Here is a 17,954-nt window from a genome sequence, read left to right as displayed (position 1 = left end):
CGGGAGGGCGGAAGCTACCGGCGGTACCGCAGGCCGTAGCCGTACGGGTACAGCGCCTTCTTGCCGTCACCGACGTTCACCGGTTCCTGCGCCGCGCTGGTCGGCCAGCTGAACGTCAGCTTCCCGGTCGGGTTGTAGTCGCCGTACAGGACATCGGCGACACCGGCGCCTTCGCTGCCCGGGAGCCAGGCGGCGAGAAGCCCGTCGAACTGCGCCAGTTGCGGAGCGATGTCGAGCGGGCGTCCGGACACGGCCACCGCGACGACCGGGACCCCGGAAGCCTTCAATTTGGCGATCGTGGCGAGGTCTTCCGCGTCGAGCCCGAAGCCGTTCGGGCGATCTCCCTGTCCTTCTGCGTACGGCGTTTCACCCACCACGGCGACGGCGACCTGGTAGCTGCCGTCGATTCCGTCACCCGCACGGTCATAGGTCACCGTGGTTCCCTTCCCCGCCCCCGACTTGATCCCGTCGAGGATGGTCGTGCCCGGGATCACCGGGCCGCTCTGGCCTTGCCAGGTGAGCGTCCAGCCGCCCGCCTGGTTGCCGATGTCGTTCGCGTTCTTGCCCGCGACGAAGATCTTGTTGTTCTTCTTCGCCAGCGGCAGCACACCGTCGTTCTTCAGCAGCACCTGGGATTCACGGACGGCCTGCCGGGCCAGCTCACGGTGTTCCTTGCTGCCGAACGTCTTCTGGAGCGAACGGTCGGTGTACGGGCGCTCGAACAGGCCGAGCTTGAACTTCTGCGCCAGGATGCGGCGGTTCGCGTCGTCGATCCGGTCGTGGGAAACGCGGCCCGCTTCGACTTCGGCCTTGAGATAGGAGATGAACTGCGGCGCGTCCCACGGGACCATGAACATGTCGATGCCCGCGTTGACCGAGAGCCGCACCTCTTCGGGGGTGAAGCCTTCCTTGCCGTCGATCTGGTTGATCGCGTTGTAGTCCGAGATCACCAGGCCGGAGAATCGCAGCTCCCGCTTGAGGACGTCGGTGATGAGGTACTTCTCGGCGTGCATGCGCACACCCTGGAAGCTGGAGAACGAGATCATCACCGAGCCGACGCCGCGGTCGATCGCCTCCCGGAACGGCGGCAGGTGGATCTGGCGCAGTTCGCGTTCGCTGATCTCGGTATTGCCTTGGTCGACGCCGTTCGTCGTGCCGCCGTCGCCGACGTAGTGCTTCGCCGTCGCGAGCACCGATCCCGGTTTCTCGCCGAGCCTGCGCCCCTGGAGACCGGTGATGGCCGACGCGTTCGCGATGGCGTCGCGCGGCGATTCGCCGAAGGATTCGTAGGTCCGGCCCCAGCGATCGTCACGGGCGACGCACAGGCACGGCGAAAAGTCCCACTGCGGACCGGTTCCGGCGACTTCCAGCGCCGTCGCGCGGCCGATCTTCTCGACCAGGCGCGGATTGTTGGCCGCACCGAGGCCGATGTTGTGCGGAAAGATCGTCGCGCCGTAGACGTTGTTGTGGCCGTGCACGGCGTCGACGCCGTAGAGCGTGGGAATGCCGAGCGGCGTCGAAATCGCCGCCTTCTGGTACGAGTCGACCATGTCGGCCCACCCGTTCGGTGTGTTGCTGGCGGGCACCGAGCCACCGCCGGAGAGCAAGGACCCCAGTTTGAGCGCGGCGGCCTGTTCGGGCGTGACCGCGCCGCGTTCGGCCTGGGTCATCTGGCCGATCTTGTCGTCGAGGCTCATCCGCTTGAGCAGGTCGTTCACCCGCGCGGAGGTCGAAGCGTGGGGATTCTTGTAGACCGGCCCGGGGGCGGCGGACGCCATCGGCGCCAGGGCCGAACCGGCCAGGAGCAGTCCTGCGAGCACTGTGGTTTGCGTCGTGCGAAGCGATCTTCTGACGCGGAGGCGGGACGGCATTGGTTCCTCCGTAGCTCGAACAATCCATATGTTGCGCGCCACAACAAACTAGCTCCACGTTCGGGTGTCCCAGGTCACAATTAGGCAACAGCAGGCGGTCGAGTACCTTCCTTCAAGTGCGTTTCGTCCTCGCTTCCCAGTCCCCCGCCCGCCTCGGCGTCCTGCGTTCCGCCGGCTTCGACCCGAGCGTCGTCGTGTCCGGCGTCGACGAGGACGCGGTCGCCGCGTCCCTGACCGATCCGGCTCCCGAGGAGCTGGTCCGCGCACTCGCCGCCGCGAAGGCCGAAACGGTTTTCGAGACGCTCGGCGGGCACGGCGACATGGTCATCGTCGGCTGCGATTCGATGCTGTCGATCAACGGCGAAATGGTCGGGAAGCCGATCACGCCCGAAGCCGCGCGCGAACGCTGGGCGTCGATGGCGGGCAAGACCGGCGAACTCCTGACCGGCCACGCGATCATCCGCGTCGAGAATGGCGTGAAGACAAAAGAAGCGTCGGGAACCGAAGGCACCACTGTTCGCTTCGGCACGCCGTCGCAAGAAGAGATCGAGGCGTACATCGCTTCCGGAGAGCCGCTTCAGGTGGCAGGCGGATTCACCTTGGACGGGCTCGGCGGCTGGTTCATCGAGGGAATCGACGGCGATTTCTCGAGCGTCATCGGGATCAGCCTGCCGCTGACCCGGCGCTTGCTGGCCGAGGTCGGTGTGAGCGTCATCGAACTGTGGACCCGTCCCGCATCCTGAGACGACTCCCACACGATCGGGTGATCCGGAAGAGTCCTGCTTCGCCGAACGTTCTTCACGTTCGGGAAATCAGGAAACCTTCACGCACCGGAGTCGCCCCGTGTCTTTCATTCGGACCTACACAAGGCCAAGGGTCTTCGCGGCGGCGGTCCTCGGCTCGCTCGTCGTGGGCGCCCTGCTCGGCGTGCTCGCCAGGACGACCGAGGCGAGCTGGCTGACCGACCTGCTCGACCAGATCGGCACGATCTTCACGACGCTGCTGCAGATCGCGGTGATCCCGCTGGTCTTCACGGCGATCGTGGTCGGCATCAACAGCCTGCGCAATCTCGGCGGCGGCAAGAAGGCCGCGCGGCTGGGTGGCAAGACCGTCCTGTGGTTCGCGATCACCTCGTTCATCGCTTCGCTGATCGGCATCGCCGTCGCGAAACTGTTCAACCCGGGCAGCGGCGGTCTCGGCGAAGGCGTCGCCGCGACGGCGAAGAACGCGGACAAGGCCACCAAGAGCGTCGACAACTGGGGCTCCTGGAGTGCCTTCATCGAAGGCTTCCTGCCGAAGAACTTCTTCGCCGCCTTCACCGAAGGCTCGACACTTCAGGTGCTGTTCCTCGCCGTGATCATCGGCGCGGCCGCCTACAGCCTCGGCGACAAGGCCAAGCCGTTCGTCGACTTCACCACCAGCGTCTTCGAGATCATCCAGCGCTACCTCGGCTGGATCGTCCGGCTCGCCCCGATCGGCATCATCGGCCTGATCGGCGCCGCGGTCTCGAACTACGGTGACGCCCTGTTCCGGCCGCTGCTGTCCACCACTCTCGCGGTGTACGTCGGCTGCTTGCTGGTACTGCTGGTGGTCTACCCGATCCTGCTTCAGTTCGTGGCGAAGGTCAGCCCGCTGAAGTTCTTCTCGAAGGCCGGCACGGCGATCCAGTTCGCGTTCGCTTCGCAGTCTTCGGCCGCGACGCTCCCCCTCACCCGGCAGTCCGCTGTGAACCTGGGCGTCCAGCCCGCGTACGCCGCCTTCGCGACTCCGCTGGGCAGCGCCACCAAGATGGACGGCTGCGCCGCGGTGTTCCCCGCGATCGGCGCCATCTTCATCGCGAACCTGTCCGGCGTTTCGCTGAACATCTGGCAGTACGTCGGGATCGTCGTGGTCGCCGTGCTCGGCGCGCTGGCCACCGCGGGCACCACCGGCTGGCTGACCGCGCTGACCCTGACCACCGCGTTCATCGGGCTCGACGCGCAGCAGGTGGCGCTCGGGATCGCGCTGATCTACTCGGTGAACCCGATCATGGACATGATGCGGACCGCGACCAACGTCGCGGGCCAGATCGTCGTGCCGGTGGTCGTCGCGCGCGGCGAAGGCCTTCTGGACGACGACGTGCTCAACTCGCCGACGGACCCTTCGCCCACCTCCGACGGCGAAGCGGCTACTACCTCTGCGAAGGAGCCCGCTGCTGCGGGTGCCTGAGGTTCTTTGAAGCGCATGAAGGCCCCCTTCCCTCGGCTGAGCCGAGGGAAGGGGGCCTTCACGGACTTTCGCTGTGGCTTACGGGGGGGGGCGTTGGGTGCCTGAGGTGAGCGTGCTGGGTGGGTGTGTGGATATAGGGACGTTGAGTGTCCCTATATCCACACACCTCTTACTCCGCGTAGTCGCACGCACTGACTGTGTGGATTTTGGGACGTTAGGTGACCCGAAATCCACACGGTGAGGCGAGCCACCAGCCCCCACCTGCGAAAAGTGAGCAAGGGACCTTTGCTACCACTTCTCTCGACGTTGAGAGAAGTGGTAGCAAAGGTCCCTTGCTCTCATTGGGGGCAGGCCCGCAGATCCGCCTTCGTCAGCCGCACGTCCGGCCACCCCCTGAGTTCCGAGGGCGCGGTGTACCGCCGCGTGCAGCCCACCGAACCGCGGGCGACGTCGTAGACCTCCGCGAGCACCGGCGCCGCCTGGCATCGCGCCGAGCCGGACTGCGCGCCGGGGCATTCGTGCCGCACGACGATGACGTCCGCGATCCCGTCGGCGGTCACGTCGTTCAGGGCGACCGTCCCGGCGTCGGAGAAATACGGCTTCCCGGTGTCCCGCCAGATCCCGCCGCGCGCGACGAACAACTCGCCCGCCGAGCCACCGCCCACTTCGCCGCGCACCAGGCACACCGGCGTCACGCCGTCGACGCAGCGCAGAGAATCGCCCTTCAGGGTGACCCCCATGTCGTTGACGATCAGCGGGTACACGGTGTCCGCCCCGATCCGGACCACGCCCTGCTTCCCCGCGTCGTCGGCCAGCAGCACGACGGGCAGCCCGCCGACGGTCATCGCGCTGATCTCCCGGCAGGCGGAGCCGCCGCAGTCGACGCCGGGCGCGTTCGGGGCACCGTCGGACACCGGAGGCACGCCGGGGTCTCCGGCGGGCGCCGGAGCGGCGGGGCGGAGCAGGACCACGGCCACGATGACGCCCGCCGTCACCACCACCGCCAGCAGCGCGGTGAACAGCACGGATCGCGGCGCCCGCGCTTCCTGAGTCCGCATATCCGAGAGCGTAAGTGATCTAGCGCAGAGTGCACGTCTATGTTGTTCCTGTGACGAATCCCGGACTGCCCACCGCACTGTTCCTCCCGACGGCGAAAAAGCCGAAGGACTACACGAGCGCGGAGATCGAACTCCGTGCGACCAAGGACGGCCGGATGGCGCTGATCGCCTTCAGTTCCGTGCAGCGGCTGGTCGAGTGCTGCGGTCCGCATCAGCCGTGGGCGCTGGTCAAATCCGAGCACCTCGGCCGGGTCCACCAGGCCCAGCCGTACGACCTGATCGTGCTCGATTCCGACCTTCCGGAAGAACTGCGGCACCGCTCGGCGCTGGTATAAACAAAGGTCACTGGGTGGCCTTGCTCTCACTAATCGGGGCGGGAACTTCCGTAAACTGCTGCGGAGCCGCATCGGGGCGGCCCGACGTGCGAACGCAGGAGGTACGGCGTGACCGAGCAGGCCGGCACAGGTGGTCCGGTGACCAAGATCCTGATCGCGAACCGCGGGGAGATCGCGGTACGGGTGATCAGGGCGGCGAAGGACGCCGGGCTGACCAGCGTGGCCGTCTACGCCGACCCGGATCGTGACGCACCGCATGTCCGTCTCGCGGACGAGGCCTTCGCCCTCGGCGGCACCACCGCGGCCGAGAGCTACCTCGTCTTCGACAAGCTGCTCGACGCCGCCAAGCGGTCGGGCGCGGACTCGGTCCACCCCGGCTACGGGTTCCTCTCCGAGAACGCGGACTTCGCCCAAGCCGTGATCGACGCCGGGCTGACCTGGATCGGGCCGAGCCCGCAGTCCATCCGCGACCTCGGCGACAAGGTCACCGCGCGCCACATCGCGCTGCGCGCCGGGGCTCCGCTCGTGCCCGGTACGAAGGACCCCGTGGCGAACGCCGACGAGATCGTCGCCTTCGCCGACGAGCACGGCCTGCCGGTCGCGATCAAGGCGGCGTTCGGCGGCGGCGGCCGCGGGCTGAAGGTCGCCCGCACCCGCGAGGAGATCCCGGAGCTCTTCGAATCCGCGACGCGCGAGGCGATCTCCGCCTTCGGCCGCGGCGAATGCTTCGTCGAGCGCTACCTGGACAAGCCGCGCCACGTCGAGGCGCAGGTCCTCGCCGACCAGCACGGCAACGCCATCGTCGTCGGCACCCGCGACTGTTCGCTGCAGCGCCGCCATCAGAAGCTGGTCGAGGAGGCGCCCGCGCCGTACCTGACCGACGAGCAGCGCAAGCGCATCCACGAATCCGCGAAGGCGATCTGCAAGGAAGCCGGCTACTACGGCGCCGGGACCGTCGAGTACCTCGTCGCCGTCGACGGCACGATTTCGTTCCTCGAGGTCAACACGCGTCTGCAGGTCGAGCACCCGGTGTCCGAGGAGACCACGGGCCTCGACCTCGTACGCGAGATGTTCCGCATCGCGCGCGGCGAGAAGCTGCGCATCACCGAGGACCCGGAACCGCGCGGCCACTCGATCGAGTTCCGCATCAACGGTGAGGACGCCGGCCGCGGCTTCCTGCCCGCGCCCGGCACCGTGACGAAGTTCGTCGCACCGAGCGGCCCCGGCGTCCGCGTCGACTCGGGTGTCGAGTCCGGCAGCGTGATCGGCGGCCAGTTCGACTCGATGCTCGCGAAGCTGATCGTCACCGGATCGGACCGGCAGAACGCGCTCGAGCGCAGCCGCCGCGCCCTGGCCGAGATGGTCGCCGACGGGATGGCGACGGTCCTGCCGTTCCACCGCGTGATCGTGGAAGACCCGGCCTTCGTCGGTGACGAGAACGGGTTCAGCGTGCACACCCGCTGGATCGAGACCGAGTTCGAGAACACCATCGAGCCGTTCGTGGCGCCGGAGGCCGCCGAGGCCGAGGAAGAGGCGCCGCGTCAGAACGTCGTCGTCGAGGTCGGCGGTCGCCGTCTCGAAGTGTCGCTCCCCGGCGGTTTCTCGCTCGACGCCGGTGGCGGCGGGACGGCTGTGAAGGCCAAGCCGCGCAAGCGCGCGGGCGGCACCAAGGCTGCGGTGAGCGGCGACGCGGTCACCGCGCCGATGCAGGGCACCATCGTCAAGGTCGCCGTCGAAGAGGGCCAGCAGGTCGAGGCGGGCGAGCTGGTCGTCGTGCTCGAAGCGATGAAGATGGAGAACCCGGTCACCGCGCACAAGGCGGGCACGGTCACCGGCCTTTCGGTCGAGGTCGGCGCCGCGGTGACGCAGGGCACCCAGCTGTTCGAGCTGAAGGACTGATCCACCGGCACGCCCCGGTGAGTCCCTTGTGGACTCACCGGGACCGGCGGATCAGCAGTACTGCTTCTCCACGTGGATGTCCTGGTCGGTACTGATCTTGTACCACCAGCCCGCCTTGCCCTTCCAGTCCTCGTCCCACCAGAATCCGGGGAAGGTCCAGGTGGACAGCGTGCCCTTGGCCTTGCACTTGACGTAGACCCCGTCCCAGTCCTGGTTCTTCGGGGTTTTCTGACCGGGCTTGAGCCGCCGCCACTCGGTGCCGGGCTTCGGCCCGTTCGAGTCGAACGTGCGGATCGCCCAGATGTCGTGGCCGGACTTGTTGAGCACTGTGCCGCAGATCTTGCCCAAGCAGCCGTGGCGCACCTCGGCATCACCCTCCGGCGAGGTCGTGGCGCTTGCCGACGCCACGCCGAGCGGCAGCGCGGCGACCGCGATCCCGGCCGCCAGCGCGACCTTGGTGATGAACTTCCGCATGAGATCCCCCTCTCGATCGCGCCCGATTCCCGGACGCGTGACCAGGGTGAAGGGCACGGAGCGACCACTACAACACCTTTGCGCCCTGACGAAAAGACTGACGAATGTCGTGGTTGACGGGGCCTCGCCCGGCCTATCCTCGAAAGGGTGAGCGAGGTTCCGTCTCCGCGGCTGCGGATCAGTGATCAGGATCGCGAGTCCGCGCTGACCGCGCTCGGCGAGCACATGACCGTCGGCAGGATCGACATCGACGAGTTCGGCGAGCGGTCCGCCCGGGTCACGGCCGCCAAGACGCGCGGCGAACTGTCCGATGTCTTCGTCGACCTGCCCGAACCGCATCCGCGCTACGACACACCCGGGACCGAACCGGAGAAACCGGCGTCGCCGTGGGCGGGTATCTCCCCGGCGCAACGCGTCATGGGCGCGCTCCTGCCGATCCTGTTCATCGCCACCATCGCGCTCATCATCACCACCGGTATCACCTGGTGGTTCATCCTCGTCCCGATCGGGATCAGCGCCGTCGGCGAGGGCATCTGGGGCAAGGGCTGGGAGAACTCCCACAAGAAGCTCGGCAAGCAGCGCCGACGGGAGCTGGACGGCTGATCCGCCCGTAGACTCGGGACGTGAGTGCCGAGAGACCGGACATGCGGCTGAGCGACGCCGAACGCCAAGACGCGCTCGAAGCGCTGGAAGAGCATGTCCGCACCGGCAGACTCGACCTCGACGAGTTCGGGACGCGGTCGGCGAAGATCAGCGCGGCGAGGATGGCCAGCGAGCTCGAACCGCTGTTCACGGACCTGCCCTCGCCCCGCCCCAGCGCGTTGCTCCCCCTGCCTCCGATGCCCGGTGTCGCGCAGGCGTCGGCGAAGAACGACGTCCAGCCGTCCAAATGGCTGACGGCCAGCGCGGTGCCGATCGCTGCGGCGGTCGCGATCGCGCTGTTCTTCTTCACCCGCGGGACGTTCCTCGTCTTCCTGCTGCCGCTGGCGGTCGCGCTGATCATGAGCCGTCGCCGCTGAAGGGCCGGTTACCCTCGAAGAGTGGAACCGGTGGAGATCAACGCGGGCGAGTACTACCTGCGGCAACTGCGGGCGGACAAGGCCCTCGACGACCGTCCGGCACTGGTCGCGGCCTTCGCCGACCCGACGCACCGTAAGTACGTCCTGAACTATCGCTTGCGCGACCTCGACGAGGCGACCGAGTACGTCGCGCTGCGCGCCGCCCAGTGGGCGGGTGACGAGCGCTGTTCGTGGGCGGTGGCCGAGCCGACGACCGGGGATCTGCTGGGCGAGGTCGGCCTGCGGGACCTCGATCTCGACGCCGGGTACGCGGAGGCGTCGGTCTGGGTGCGCGCGGCGTCGCGGGGCAAGGGGGTCGCGAGCACCGCGCTCAACGCCGCCCTGCGCTTCGGTTTCGGCGGGCTCGGCCTGCGCGAGGTCAGCTACCGCTACGAAGAGACCAACGAGATTTCCGCTTCGGTCGCCCGCAAATGCGGCTTCACCCTGGTCGGGCCCGAACTCGAGCCGGCCCCGACCGGGGAACGCCTGATCCGCTGGCGCCGCACCGCCTGACCTGCGTTTAGCGGGCTAAACGCGATCTGCCGTCAGAAGGGGTAGGTGGGCGGCGGGTTCCGGACGGTGACCCACCGCGTCTCGGTGAAGGCCTCGATGTTCGCCGCCGCGCCGCCGAAGCGGCTTCCGGTGCCCGAAGCGGCGACGCCGCCGAAGGGGCTGTTCGCCTCGTCGCTGACCGTCTGGTCGTTGATGTGCACGATCCCGGTCGGGACGCGGTCGGCGAGCTCCAGTCCTTTGAGGACATCGCGGGTGACGATCCCCAGCGACAGCCCGTACTCGCTCGCCGTGGCGAGGCGCACGGCCTCCTCCGCGTCGGAGAACCGTACGACCGGCGCGACCGGGCCGAAGATCTCCTGGGCGACCGCGGGCGCCGTCGACGGCACGTCGGCGAGCACCGTCGCGGCGTAGAACAGCCGGTCGTACTCGGCGCCGGCGGCGATCCGCGCCCCCGCCGCGACGCTGGCCGTGACCAGCTCGTGGATCTTGTCCCGCTGCCCGGCGTCGATGATCGGCCCGAGCGCGACCTCGTCCCGCGCCGGGTCGCCCACGCGCAACGCGGCCGCCTTCGCCGCCAACCGCTCGACGAAATCGTCGTAGAGCCGCTCGTGCACCAGATGCCGTCCGGTGGTCATGCAGATCTGGCCCTGGTGGAAGAAGGAGCCGAACGCGGCGACACCGGCGGCTTCGTCGACGTCCGCGTCGTCGAGCACGATGAGCGCGGAGTTCCCGCCCAGTTCCAGATGTGCCCGCTTCAGGTGCTTCCCCGCGAGTTCGCCGACCTTGCGCCCGGCGCCCGTCGACCCGGTGAACGAGATGACCCGGACCGCCGGATGCGTCACCAGCGTCTCGCCGACGTCGGCGCCGCCCGGCAGCATCTGCAGCACCCCCGGCGGCAGGCCCGCTTCCTCGAAGATCCGTGCGAGGACGACGCCGCCGGTGACGGCGGTGCGCGGATCCGGCTTCAGGATGACCGCGTTCCCCAGCGCGAGCGCCGGGGCGACCGACCGGATGCCGAGGATGATCGGCATGTTGAACGGCGAGATCACCGTGACGACACCGGCCGGGACGCGGCGAGCCATCGAAAGACGAGGCTCTTCACTCGGCAGGAGTTCGCCGTACGGGCGGCCGGGCAGCGCCGCCGCTTCGTAGCACTCCTGCTCCGCGACGTGCAGCGAAAAGCCCGCGACACCCGGCACGGCGCCGACCTCGCGGACGTTCCACCAGCGGATCTCGTCGGCGTGCTCGGACCACAGCCGCGCCGCTTTACGCAGGACGGCGGCCCGCTGGGCGTGCGGTGTCGCCGCCCAGGCCCGCTGCGCCTCGGCCGCCGTTTCCGCCGCTTTCGCGGCGTCGTCGGCCGAGGCGATCCCCACGCTTCCCAGCACCGCACCGGTCGCGGGCTCCATGACGTCACGGACGCCACCGGACCCTGGCACCCAGGAACCACCGGCGAAGATCCGGTCCGTCCACGTCGACGAGTCGAGAAACACCACAAGGCCGCCTTCCGTCTCTGGGACGGCCGACGCTATGCCAGATTCACCGGATCAGGCAACGATCCCTGCGCGCGTGGCACACCACGCGGCAGGGACGATCAACTCACCGGTTCGATGATCCCCGAGCGCGCTTCCGGCGCGGCCGAGCGCAACGCGTCGGCGGCCTCGTCGCTCGGCTGCGACTGGGACTCCCGTTCCGCGTCGACCCGCGCCTTGTACACCTCGACTTCGCGTTTCTCCTCGTCCTTCGACCAGCCGAGCACCTCGCCCACCAGCGTGGCGACCTGCGCGGCGCAGTCGACGCCTCGGTGCGCGTACTCGATCGAGATCCGCGTCCGGCGCGCGAGCACGTCTTCCAGGTGAAGCGCGCCCTCGTGGCTGGCCGCGTAGACGACCTCGACACCGAGGTAGTCCGGAGCGTGCTCCAGCGGCTTCAGCAGTTCCGGCCGTCCTTCGCCGAGCGCGAGGACCTCGTGCACCATCGAGCCGTAGCGGTCGAGCAGATGACGCACTCGGTACGGGTGCAGCCCGTGCTCGCTGGCCAGGTGGTCGGCCTGGTTCACCAGCGCGTGGTACCCGTCGGCGCCCAGCAGCGGCACCTTGTCCGTGATGGACGACTGCGGCCTGCCGGGAAGGTCGACGGCCGCGGCGTCGACGGCGTCGGCCGCCATCACCCGGTACGTCGTGTACTTGCCGCCCGCGATCGCGACCAGTCCCGGCGCGACACGCGCGACCGCGTGCTCACGTGAAAGCTTCGACGTCTCTTCGCTTTCCCCGGCGAGCAAAGGCCGGAGACCCGCGTAGACGCCTTCGATGTCGTCGTGCGTCAGCGGTGTCGCGAGCACGGTGTTGACGTGTTCGAGGAGGTAGTCGATGTCGTGCTTCGTCGCGGCGGGATGCGCGAGGTCGAGGTTCCAGTCGGTGTCGGTGGTCCCGACGATCCAGTGGTTGCGCCACGGGATGACGAACAGCACGGATTTCTCGGTGCGCAGGATCATGCCCGATTCCGAGACGATCCGGTCACGCGGGACGACGATGTGCACGCCCTTGCTCGCCCGCACCCGGAACCGGCCGCGGCCACCGGAAAGGCGCTGCAGTTCGTCGGTCCAGACGCCGGTGCAGTTGACCACCGCGGAGGCGTGGATCTCGGTCTCGCGGCCGTCCTCGACGTCGCGCACGCGGACCCCGGAAATACGGTCCGCCTCGCGCAGGAAACCGACTACCTGGGTGGAGGTGCGCACCACGGCGCCGTAGTGCGCGGCGGTGCGGGCGACGGTCATCGTGTGGCGCGCGTCGTCGGCTTGCGCGTCGTAGTAACGGATCCCGCCGATCAACGCGGACCGCTTCAGCGCCGGGACCATCCGCAGCGCGCCCGCGCGGCTCAGGTGTTTCTGGCCGGGGACCGACCGCGCGCCGCCCATCGTGTCGTACATGAGCAGACCGGCCGCGGTGTACGGGCGCTCCCAGACCCGGTGGGTCAGCGGGTACAGGAAGCTGACCGGCTTCACCAGATGCGGGGCGATCGTCGTCAGCATCAGCTCGCGTTCCCGCAGAGCTTCCCGCACCAGACCGAATTCCAGCTGTTCGAGGTAACGGAGCCCGCCGTGGAAGAGCTTGCTGGACCGGCTCGACGTGCCCGAGGCGAGGTCGCGCGCTTCGACGAGGGCGACCCGCAGGCCGCGTGTCGCGGCGTCGAGCGCCGTGCCCGCCCCGACCACTCCGCCGCCGATGACGACGAGGTCGAACTTGTCCTCACCCAGCCGCTGCCAAGACTCTTCCCGCTTGAGCGGTCCCAGCCTGGCGGGGCTGTTTTCGGCTTCGCGCTGAGAGCTTGCCACGTGACATTCCTCCTTGGTGCCGCTGTGGCTCCAGCATCGCACGATCGGCCGCGACCGGTCCGTTATGCGGGTGACACGTGTGGCGTAACCCTCGTCGATCTTGGAAGGATTGGTTCCCAAGACGCCTGGAAGGAACAAATACGCGACGGTAACGTGCCACGGACGTGGGTCGGCAAGGGCGCCGTAGCACACCGTGTTCGACCCTGCGCGGAATGTCCAAAGTGGAGGTCAAGCGGTGAGTGCAGGAGCCATATTCGTCTGGGAACTGCTGGGAACGGCGGTCCTGATCCTGTTGGGTAACGGCGTGGTCGCCAACCACGTGTTGCGCAAGAACAACGGCCACAACGGCGGCGTCGTGATGATCACCCTCGGGTGGGCGTTCGCGGTCTTCGCCGGTGCCAGCATCGCCGCGCCGAGCGGCGCGCACCTGAACCCCGCGGTCACGCTGGGCCTCGCCATCGCGGACAAGACGAAGTGGGCGGACGTCCCGCTCTACTTCGCCGGGCAGATGGTCGGCGCGATCCTCGGCGCCGTGCTCTGCTGGGCCGCCTACAAACTCCAGTTCGACGACCACCCGCAGCGCGACGAGACGCTCGGCATCTTCTCGACCGCTCCGCAGATCCCGAACAAGGCGTGGAACCTCGTCACCGAGATCATCGGCACCTTCGTGCTGGTCGCGTGGATCCTGCTCAGCCCGGTCTACGCCAACGCGACTTCCGAAGGCGGCACGCCGAACTTCGGCAACTCCGCGCTCGGCTACGCGGGTGTAGCGTTCGTCGTGCTGGTCATCGGCCAGTCCCTCGGTGGCCCGACCGGTTACGCCATCAACCCGGCCCGAGACCTCGGCCCCCGCATCGCGTACGCGTTCCTGCTGCCCATCAAGAACAAGGCCAACCCTAACTGGGGTTACTCCTGGATCCCGGTCGCCGGCCCGCTGGTCGGCGGTGCCCTGGCCGCCCTGCTGTTCCTCGCCGTCCACAACCTGACCTGAGACTGGAGCTTCGATGACTTCGTACGTAGCCGCGATCGACCAGGGCACCACGTCGACCCGCTGCATGATCTTCGACCACTCCGGCCGGGTCGTCGCCGTGGACCAGCGGGAACACGAGCAGATCTTCCCGAAGGCGGGCTGGGTCGAGCACAACGCCGAAGAGATCTGGGAGAACACGCGGGCCGTCGCCGCGGGCGCGCTGGCCAAGGGCGACCTGGTCGCGAGCGACATCGTCGCGGTCGGCATCACCAACCAGCGCGAGACCACGCTGGTCTGGGACCGCACCACCGGCAAGCCGGTGTACAACGCCATCGTCTGGCAGGACACCCGTACCGACAAGATCGTCGCCGACCTGGGCGCGCTCGGCGGCGGGCAGGAGCGCTACCGCGCGAAGGTGGGCCTGCCGCTGGCGACCTACTTCTCCGGCCCGAAGATCAAGTGGATCCTCGACAACGTCGACGGTGCCCGCGCGAAGGCCGAAGCCGGTGACCTGATCTTCGGCAACATGGACACCTGGGTGCTGTGGAACATGACCGGCGGGGTCGACGGCGGCGTGCACGTCACCGACCCGACCAACGCGTCGCGGACCATGCTGATGGACCTCGACACGCTGGCCTGGGACGCCGAGATCGCCAAGGAGATGACGATCCCGCTGTCGATGCTCCCGGAGATCCGGTCGTCCTCGGAGACCTACGGCAAGGTCCGGGAGAAGGGCGCGCTGGCCGGAGTCCCGATCTCGGGCATCCTCGGCGACCAGCAGGCGGCGACCTTCGGGCAGGCGTGCCTTTCGCCGGGTGAAGCCAAGAACACCTACGGCACCGGCAACTTCATGCTGCTCAACACCGGCACCGAGAAGGTCATGTCGGACAACGGGCTGCTCACCACGGTCTGCTACAAGATCGGCTCGAACGACACGGTGTACGCGCTCGAAGGCTCGATCGCGGTCACCGGTTCGCTCGTGCAGTGGCTGCGGGACAACCTCGGCCTGATCGGTTCGGCGGCCGAGGTCGAGCAGCACGCACGCACCGTCGAGGACAACGGTGGCGCGTACTTCGTGCCGGCGTTCTCGGGGCTCTTCGCGCCGTACTGGCGCTCCGACGCCCGCGGCGCGATCGTCGGCCTCACCCGGTTCGTCAACAAGGGGCACATCTCGCGGGCGGTCCTGGAGGCGACGGCCTTCCAGTCGCGCGAGGTGATCGACGCGATGAACGCCGACTCCGGCGTCCCGCTGAAGTCGCTGAAGGTCGACGGCGGGATGGTCGTCAACGAGCTGCTCATGCAGTTCCAGGCCGACATCCTCGGCGTGCCGGTGATCCGGCCGGTGGTCAACGAGACCACCGCGCTCGGCGCCGCCTACGCGGCCGGTCTCGCCGTGGGCTTCTGGGAGAGCGAAGACGACATCCGCAACAACTGGGCGCAGGACAAGCAGTGGGACCCGTCGATGGACGAGGCCCGCCGCGAATCCGAGTACCGGAACTGGAAGAAGGCGGTCACGAAGACCTTCGACTGGGTCGACGAAGACTGACCCGCGGCATCGCGCGTGAAGGCCCCCTTCCCTCGGTTGGGGGCCTTCACGCGCTACGGGGACGAGATCATCCGGGCGAACACGATGACGTTGTCGAGATAGTTGCGCGACGCCTTGTCGAACACCCCGCCGCAGGTGATGAGCCGCAGTTCCGGCTCGGCGGTGTCGCCGTAGACGGCGTCGGTGGGGAACTCGTCCTTCGCCACCCGCTCGACCTTCGTGACCGCGAACTCGGCCGTCACGCCGTCCTTGCGGGTGATCGAGACCTTGTCGCCGGGCACCAGTTCCTTGAGCCGGAAGAAGATGCCCTTCTGCTTGTTCCCGTCCACGTGCCCGAGGATCACCGAAGGCCCGACCTCCCCCGGCGTCGGCCCGTGCAGGTACCAGCCCGCCTGCATCGGACGGGTGACCGGCGGCACCTCGATGGTGTCGTCCGCGTTGAGCCCCAGCGGGATCAGGCTGGACCGCGCTTCGATCTTCGGCACGTCGATCGACACCGGATCGGCCTTCGGCAGCCCTCGGGTGACCGCCTCCGCGGCCCGCTCCGGGGCTCGCGGCGGAGCGACCTCGTCCTGTCCGGACAGGACGAACGCCACGACGGCCGCCAGAACCACCGCGAGCACCAGCGATACCCGTCGCGTCATGCTCACCCCTTTCGGGAAGCGGTCAGGACGCCATGCTGCCGTCGCCCGCTTGAGCGGCACCGGACGGCACCTTGTCCACCTGCCGGGGAGGAACGGTGAACGTTGCCGTATAAGACTTTCCGTTGCAGTTGACGGTCAGCGGGTAGCTGCCGGGCGCGGTGCCGTCGTCGAGCTCGACCTCGGCACTGACGTTCGCCGGGACCCCGATCAGCGGGCCGTAGTCGTACTTCCCGATGCTCAGCACCGGCGAAGAGAACGTCGTCGACGCCGGCGCCTTCAGCCCGTCGCCGCCGGGGCACCGCGCCAGCGCCACGTTGGAGTCGCCGTGCACGTACCTGTTGACGAGCCCGAGTTCGTAGGCGGTGTCGTCGTTGAGCTGCACCGTGACACCGGGATCCGGCTCGGGTTGCTGAGCGAGACCGGCCGACGCCCCCGCCAGCACCGCCGCACCGATCGCCACCACTCCGGCGAGAACCCTGCCGATCACGGAAAACCCCTAGCTGTCAACGAAACACCGACACGCGCTAGACGCGGTCGCCCCCGCGAGGGTTGCTTTCCCGGAGACGATCAGTCCAAATCGTCGTGGCGCATCAACTGGCGGCCCGCCTCGGTGATCGACCCCGACAGCGACGGGTACACCGAAAATGTCAGTGCCAGATGTTCCACTGTGAGCTGGTTCTGGACGGCGAGCGCGATGGGAAGGATGAGCTCGCTCGCCGTCGGCGCCACGACCACCCCACCGACGACCACGCCGGTGGCGGGGCGGCAGAACAGCTTCACGAAACCGCGTCGCAGGCCTTCCATCTTCGCGCGGGCGTTCGTCGCGAGCGGGAGCATGATGGTGCGGGCGGGCACCTCACCCGAGTCGATCGCCTGCTGGCTGATGCCGACGGTCGCGATCTCGGGGTGGGTGAACACGTTGGCGGCGACGGTTTTGAGCTTGATCGGCGCGACACCCTCGCCGAGCGCGTGCCACATCGCGATGCGGCCCTGCATGCTGGCCACGGAAGCGAGCATGAGCACCCCGGTGCAGTCGCCCGCGGCGTAGATGCCGGGCGCGCTGGTGCGGGAAACGCGGTCGACGCCGATGAAGCCGCCGGGGCCGGGCTCGATGCCGACCTTCTCCAGGCCGATGTCGGTGGTGTTGGGCACCGAACCGACGGTCATCAGCGCGTGGCTGGCTTCGATCACGCGGCCGTCGGAGAGGTGGATCTCGACGCCCTTTTCGGTGCGCTCGACCTTGTCGGCGCGGGCCTGCTTGACGACCGTGGTGCCGCGCTGCGAGAAGACCTCTTCGAGCACGGCGGCGGCGTCGGCGTCCTCGTGCGGGAGCACGCGGTCGCGGCTGGACACGACGGTGACCTTGACCCCCATCTCGGTGTAGGCCGAGGCGAATTCGGCGCCGGTGACACCCGAACCGATGACGGCCAGGTGCTCGGGCAGCTCGCGCAGGTCGTAGAGCTGGCGCCAGTCGAGGATGCGCTCGCCGTCCGGCACGGCGCCGGGCAGCACGCGCGGGGTGGCGCCGGTGGAGATGAGGACGACGTCGGCGTCGAGCACCTCGGTCGAGCCGTCGGGGGCGGTGACGGCGACCTTGTGCGTGGCGAGCCCGGCCTCTTCGTCGTCGAAGCGGGCCTGGCCGATGACGACGCGGACGCCCTCGCGCTGGACGCGGGCGCGGATGTCGGCGGACTGCGCGAGCGCGAGGCCCTTGACCCGGCCGTGGACGGTCGGCAGGTCGACGCTGGTGTCGGCCATGTCGGTGTTGATGCCCAGCTCACGGAGGTCGTGCATGTTCGCCAGCGCGCCGGAGGAAGCGATGAACGTCTTCGACGGGACACAGTCGTAGAGCACGCACGCGCCGCCGAGGCCGTCACGCTCGACGATGGTGACGTCGGCTCCGTGCTGGGCCGCGACCAGTGCCGCTTCGTAACCGGCGGGGCCTCCGCCCATGATCACGATCTTGGTCACTGGTCTCCTCCTCGCAGCGGTGTCTGTGACTGCGTTTACCGTACGCGGGCGACCGTTGGGCGGATTGAGTGGC

At 68.5% G+C, this 17,954-nt stretch carries 17 protein-coding genes; 9 read left to right on the top strand and 8 right to left on the bottom strand.

The genetic code is table 11. From position 1 onward, the window contains the following. Positions 1-14 precede the first annotated feature (14 nt). The gene (locus tag DMH01_RS27825; RefSeq protein WP_125680148.1) at positions 15-1,820 is read right to left on the bottom strand and encodes a glycoside hydrolase family 3 protein; all 1,806 of its coding nucleotides are present in this window, start codon (positions 1,818-1,820) and stop codon (positions 15-17) included. 167 nt (positions 1,821-1,987) lie between these two features. Between DMH01_RS27825 and DMH01_RS27820 the strand changes: the two genes are divergently transcribed. Both DMH01_RS27820 and DMH01_RS27815 read left to right on the top strand, forming a co-directional pair. Then, entirely contained in the window at positions 1,988-2,614 is a 627-nt protein-coding gene (locus tag DMH01_RS27820; RefSeq protein WP_125680147.1) for a nucleoside triphosphate pyrophosphatase, read from the top strand. A 100-nt stretch (positions 2,615-2,714) separates the two neighbouring features. Then, positions 2,715-4,079, top strand: a complete 1,365-nt coding sequence (locus DMH01_RS27815; RefSeq protein ID WP_125680146.1) for a dicarboxylate/amino acid:cation symporter — start codon at positions 2,715-2,717, stop codon at positions 4,077-4,079. A gap of 338 nt (positions 4,080-4,417) precedes the next feature. On the opposite strand, the gene DMH01_RS27810 is transcribed toward DMH01_RS27815, so the two are convergent. Continuing rightward, the gene (locus DMH01_RS27810; RefSeq protein WP_125680426.1) at positions 4,418-5,104 is read right to left on the bottom strand and encodes a hypothetical protein; all 687 of its coding nucleotides are present in this window, start codon (positions 5,102-5,104) and stop codon (positions 4,418-4,420) included. Between the two features lie 83 nt (positions 5,105-5,187). Here DMH01_RS27810 and DMH01_RS27805 point away from each other — a divergent pair, with 83 nt between their 5' ends. Together DMH01_RS27805 and DMH01_RS27800 are read left to right on the top strand one after the other, a co-directional pair. Beyond that, positions 5,188-5,472 carry an SAV_915 family protein gene (locus DMH01_RS27805; RefSeq protein WP_125680145.1) on the top strand — a complete coding sequence of 95 codons (285 nt, stop codon included), beginning with the start codon at positions 5,188-5,190 and terminating at the stop codon, positions 5,470-5,472. Between the two features lie 108 nt (positions 5,473-5,580). Further along, positions 5,581-7,371, top strand: coding sequence for an acetyl/propionyl/methylcrotonyl-CoA carboxylase subunit alpha (locus DMH01_RS27800; RefSeq protein ID WP_125680144.1), 1,791 nt, complete (start codon positions 5,581-5,583; stop codon positions 7,369-7,371). 51 nt (positions 7,372-7,422) lie between these two features. Here the strand turns inward: DMH01_RS27800 and DMH01_RS27795 are convergent, their stop codons facing one another. Beyond that, positions 7,423-7,845: a hypothetical protein gene (locus tag DMH01_RS27795; protein WP_125680143.1), complete on the bottom strand. Its 423-nt coding sequence runs from the start codon at positions 7,843-7,845 to the stop codon at positions 7,423-7,425. A 147-nt stretch (positions 7,846-7,992) separates the two neighbouring features. Between DMH01_RS27795 and DMH01_RS27790 the strand changes: the two genes are divergently transcribed. Genes DMH01_RS27790 through DMH01_RS27780 form a run of 3 tightly spaced genes read left to right on the top strand, consistent with a single transcriptional unit; the run spans position 7,993 to position 9,416 of the window. Further along, a complete protein-coding gene (locus DMH01_RS27790) occupies positions 7,993-8,448 on the top strand; it encodes a DUF1707 domain-containing protein (protein ID WP_125680142.1) in 456 nt (151 codons plus the stop codon). Between the two features lie 41 nt (positions 8,449-8,489). Next, positions 8,490-8,864: a DUF1707 domain-containing protein gene (locus DMH01_RS27785; protein ID WP_125680425.1), complete on the top strand. Its 375-nt coding sequence runs from the start codon at positions 8,490-8,492 to the stop codon at positions 8,862-8,864. A 21-nt stretch (positions 8,865-8,885) separates the two neighbouring features. Next, entirely contained in the window at positions 8,886-9,416 is a 531-nt protein-coding gene (locus DMH01_RS27780; protein ID WP_125680141.1) for a GNAT family N-acetyltransferase, read from the top strand. Between the two features lie 32 nt (positions 9,417-9,448). Here DMH01_RS27780 and DMH01_RS27775 read toward each other — a convergent pair whose 3' ends face one another. Together DMH01_RS27775 and DMH01_RS27770 are read right to left on the bottom strand one after the other, a co-directional pair. Beyond that, a complete protein-coding gene (locus DMH01_RS27775; protein ID WP_125680140.1) occupies positions 9,449-10,912 on the bottom strand; it encodes an aldehyde dehydrogenase family protein in 1,464 nt (487 codons plus the stop codon). Between the two features lie 98 nt (positions 10,913-11,010). Next, positions 11,011-12,750, bottom strand: a complete 1,740-nt coding sequence (locus DMH01_RS27770; protein WP_125680139.1) for a glycerol-3-phosphate dehydrogenase/oxidase — start codon at positions 12,748-12,750, stop codon at positions 11,011-11,013. A 235-nt stretch (positions 12,751-12,985) separates the two neighbouring features. Here DMH01_RS27770 and DMH01_RS27765 point away from each other — a divergent pair, with 235 nt between their 5' ends. After that, a complete protein-coding gene (locus DMH01_RS27765) occupies positions 12,986-13,741 on the top strand; it encodes an MIP/aquaporin family protein (RefSeq protein ID WP_199745648.1) in 756 nt (251 codons plus the stop codon). A gap of 13 nt (positions 13,742-13,754) precedes the next feature. Continuing rightward, positions 13,755-15,266 carry a glycerol kinase GlpK gene (gene glpK, locus DMH01_RS27760; RefSeq protein WP_125680138.1) on the top strand — a complete coding sequence of 504 codons (1,512 nt, stop codon included), beginning with the start codon at positions 13,755-13,757 and terminating at the stop codon, positions 15,264-15,266. 53 nt (positions 15,267-15,319) lie between these two features. Here the strand turns inward: glpK and DMH01_RS27755 are convergent, their stop codons facing one another. The 3 genes from DMH01_RS27755 to DMH01_RS27745 form a co-directional block, all read right to left on the bottom strand. Continuing rightward, complete coding sequence (locus DMH01_RS27755) at positions 15,320-15,910, bottom strand: class F sortase (protein ID WP_125680137.1); 591 nt, start codon at positions 15,908-15,910, stop codon at positions 15,320-15,322. 22 nt (positions 15,911-15,932) lie between these two features. Beyond that, on the bottom strand, positions 15,933-16,373 hold the full coding sequence (locus DMH01_RS27750) for a hypothetical protein (RefSeq protein WP_125680423.1): 441 nt from the start codon (positions 16,371-16,373) through the stop codon (positions 15,933-15,935). 104 nt (positions 16,374-16,477) lie between these two features. After that, entirely contained in the window at positions 16,478-17,881 is a 1,404-nt protein-coding gene (locus DMH01_RS27745) for an NAD(P)H-quinone dehydrogenase (protein ID WP_016331316.1), read from the bottom strand. Positions 17,882-17,954 lie beyond the last annotated feature (73 nt).

This window comes from Amycolatopsis sp. WAC 04182 (genome assembly GCF_003947465.1).
In the GTDB taxonomy this organism is placed as follows: Bacteria; Actinomycetota; Actinomycetes; order Mycobacteriales; family Pseudonocardiaceae; genus Amycolatopsis.
This window is presented reverse-complemented; position numbering and strand designations above follow the sequence as displayed.

Bases quoted from the DNA above. Each gene is read 5' to 3' on its own strand.
- DMH01_RS27795 (WP_125680143.1), bottom strand. From the start codon at position 7,845: ATGCGGAAGTTCATCACCAAGGTCGCGCTGGCGGCCGGGATCGCGGTC.
- DMH01_RS27785 (WP_125680425.1), top strand. From the start codon at position 8,490: ATGCGGCTGAGCGACGCCGAACGCCAAGACGCGCTCGAAGCGCTGGAA.
- glpK (WP_125680138.1), top strand. From the start codon at position 13,755: ATGACTTCGTACGTAGCCGCGATCGACCAGGGCACCACGTCGACCCGC.
- DMH01_RS27755 (WP_125680137.1), bottom strand. From the start codon at position 15,910: ATGACGCGACGGGTATCGCTGGTGCTCGCGGTGGTTCTGGCGGCCGTC.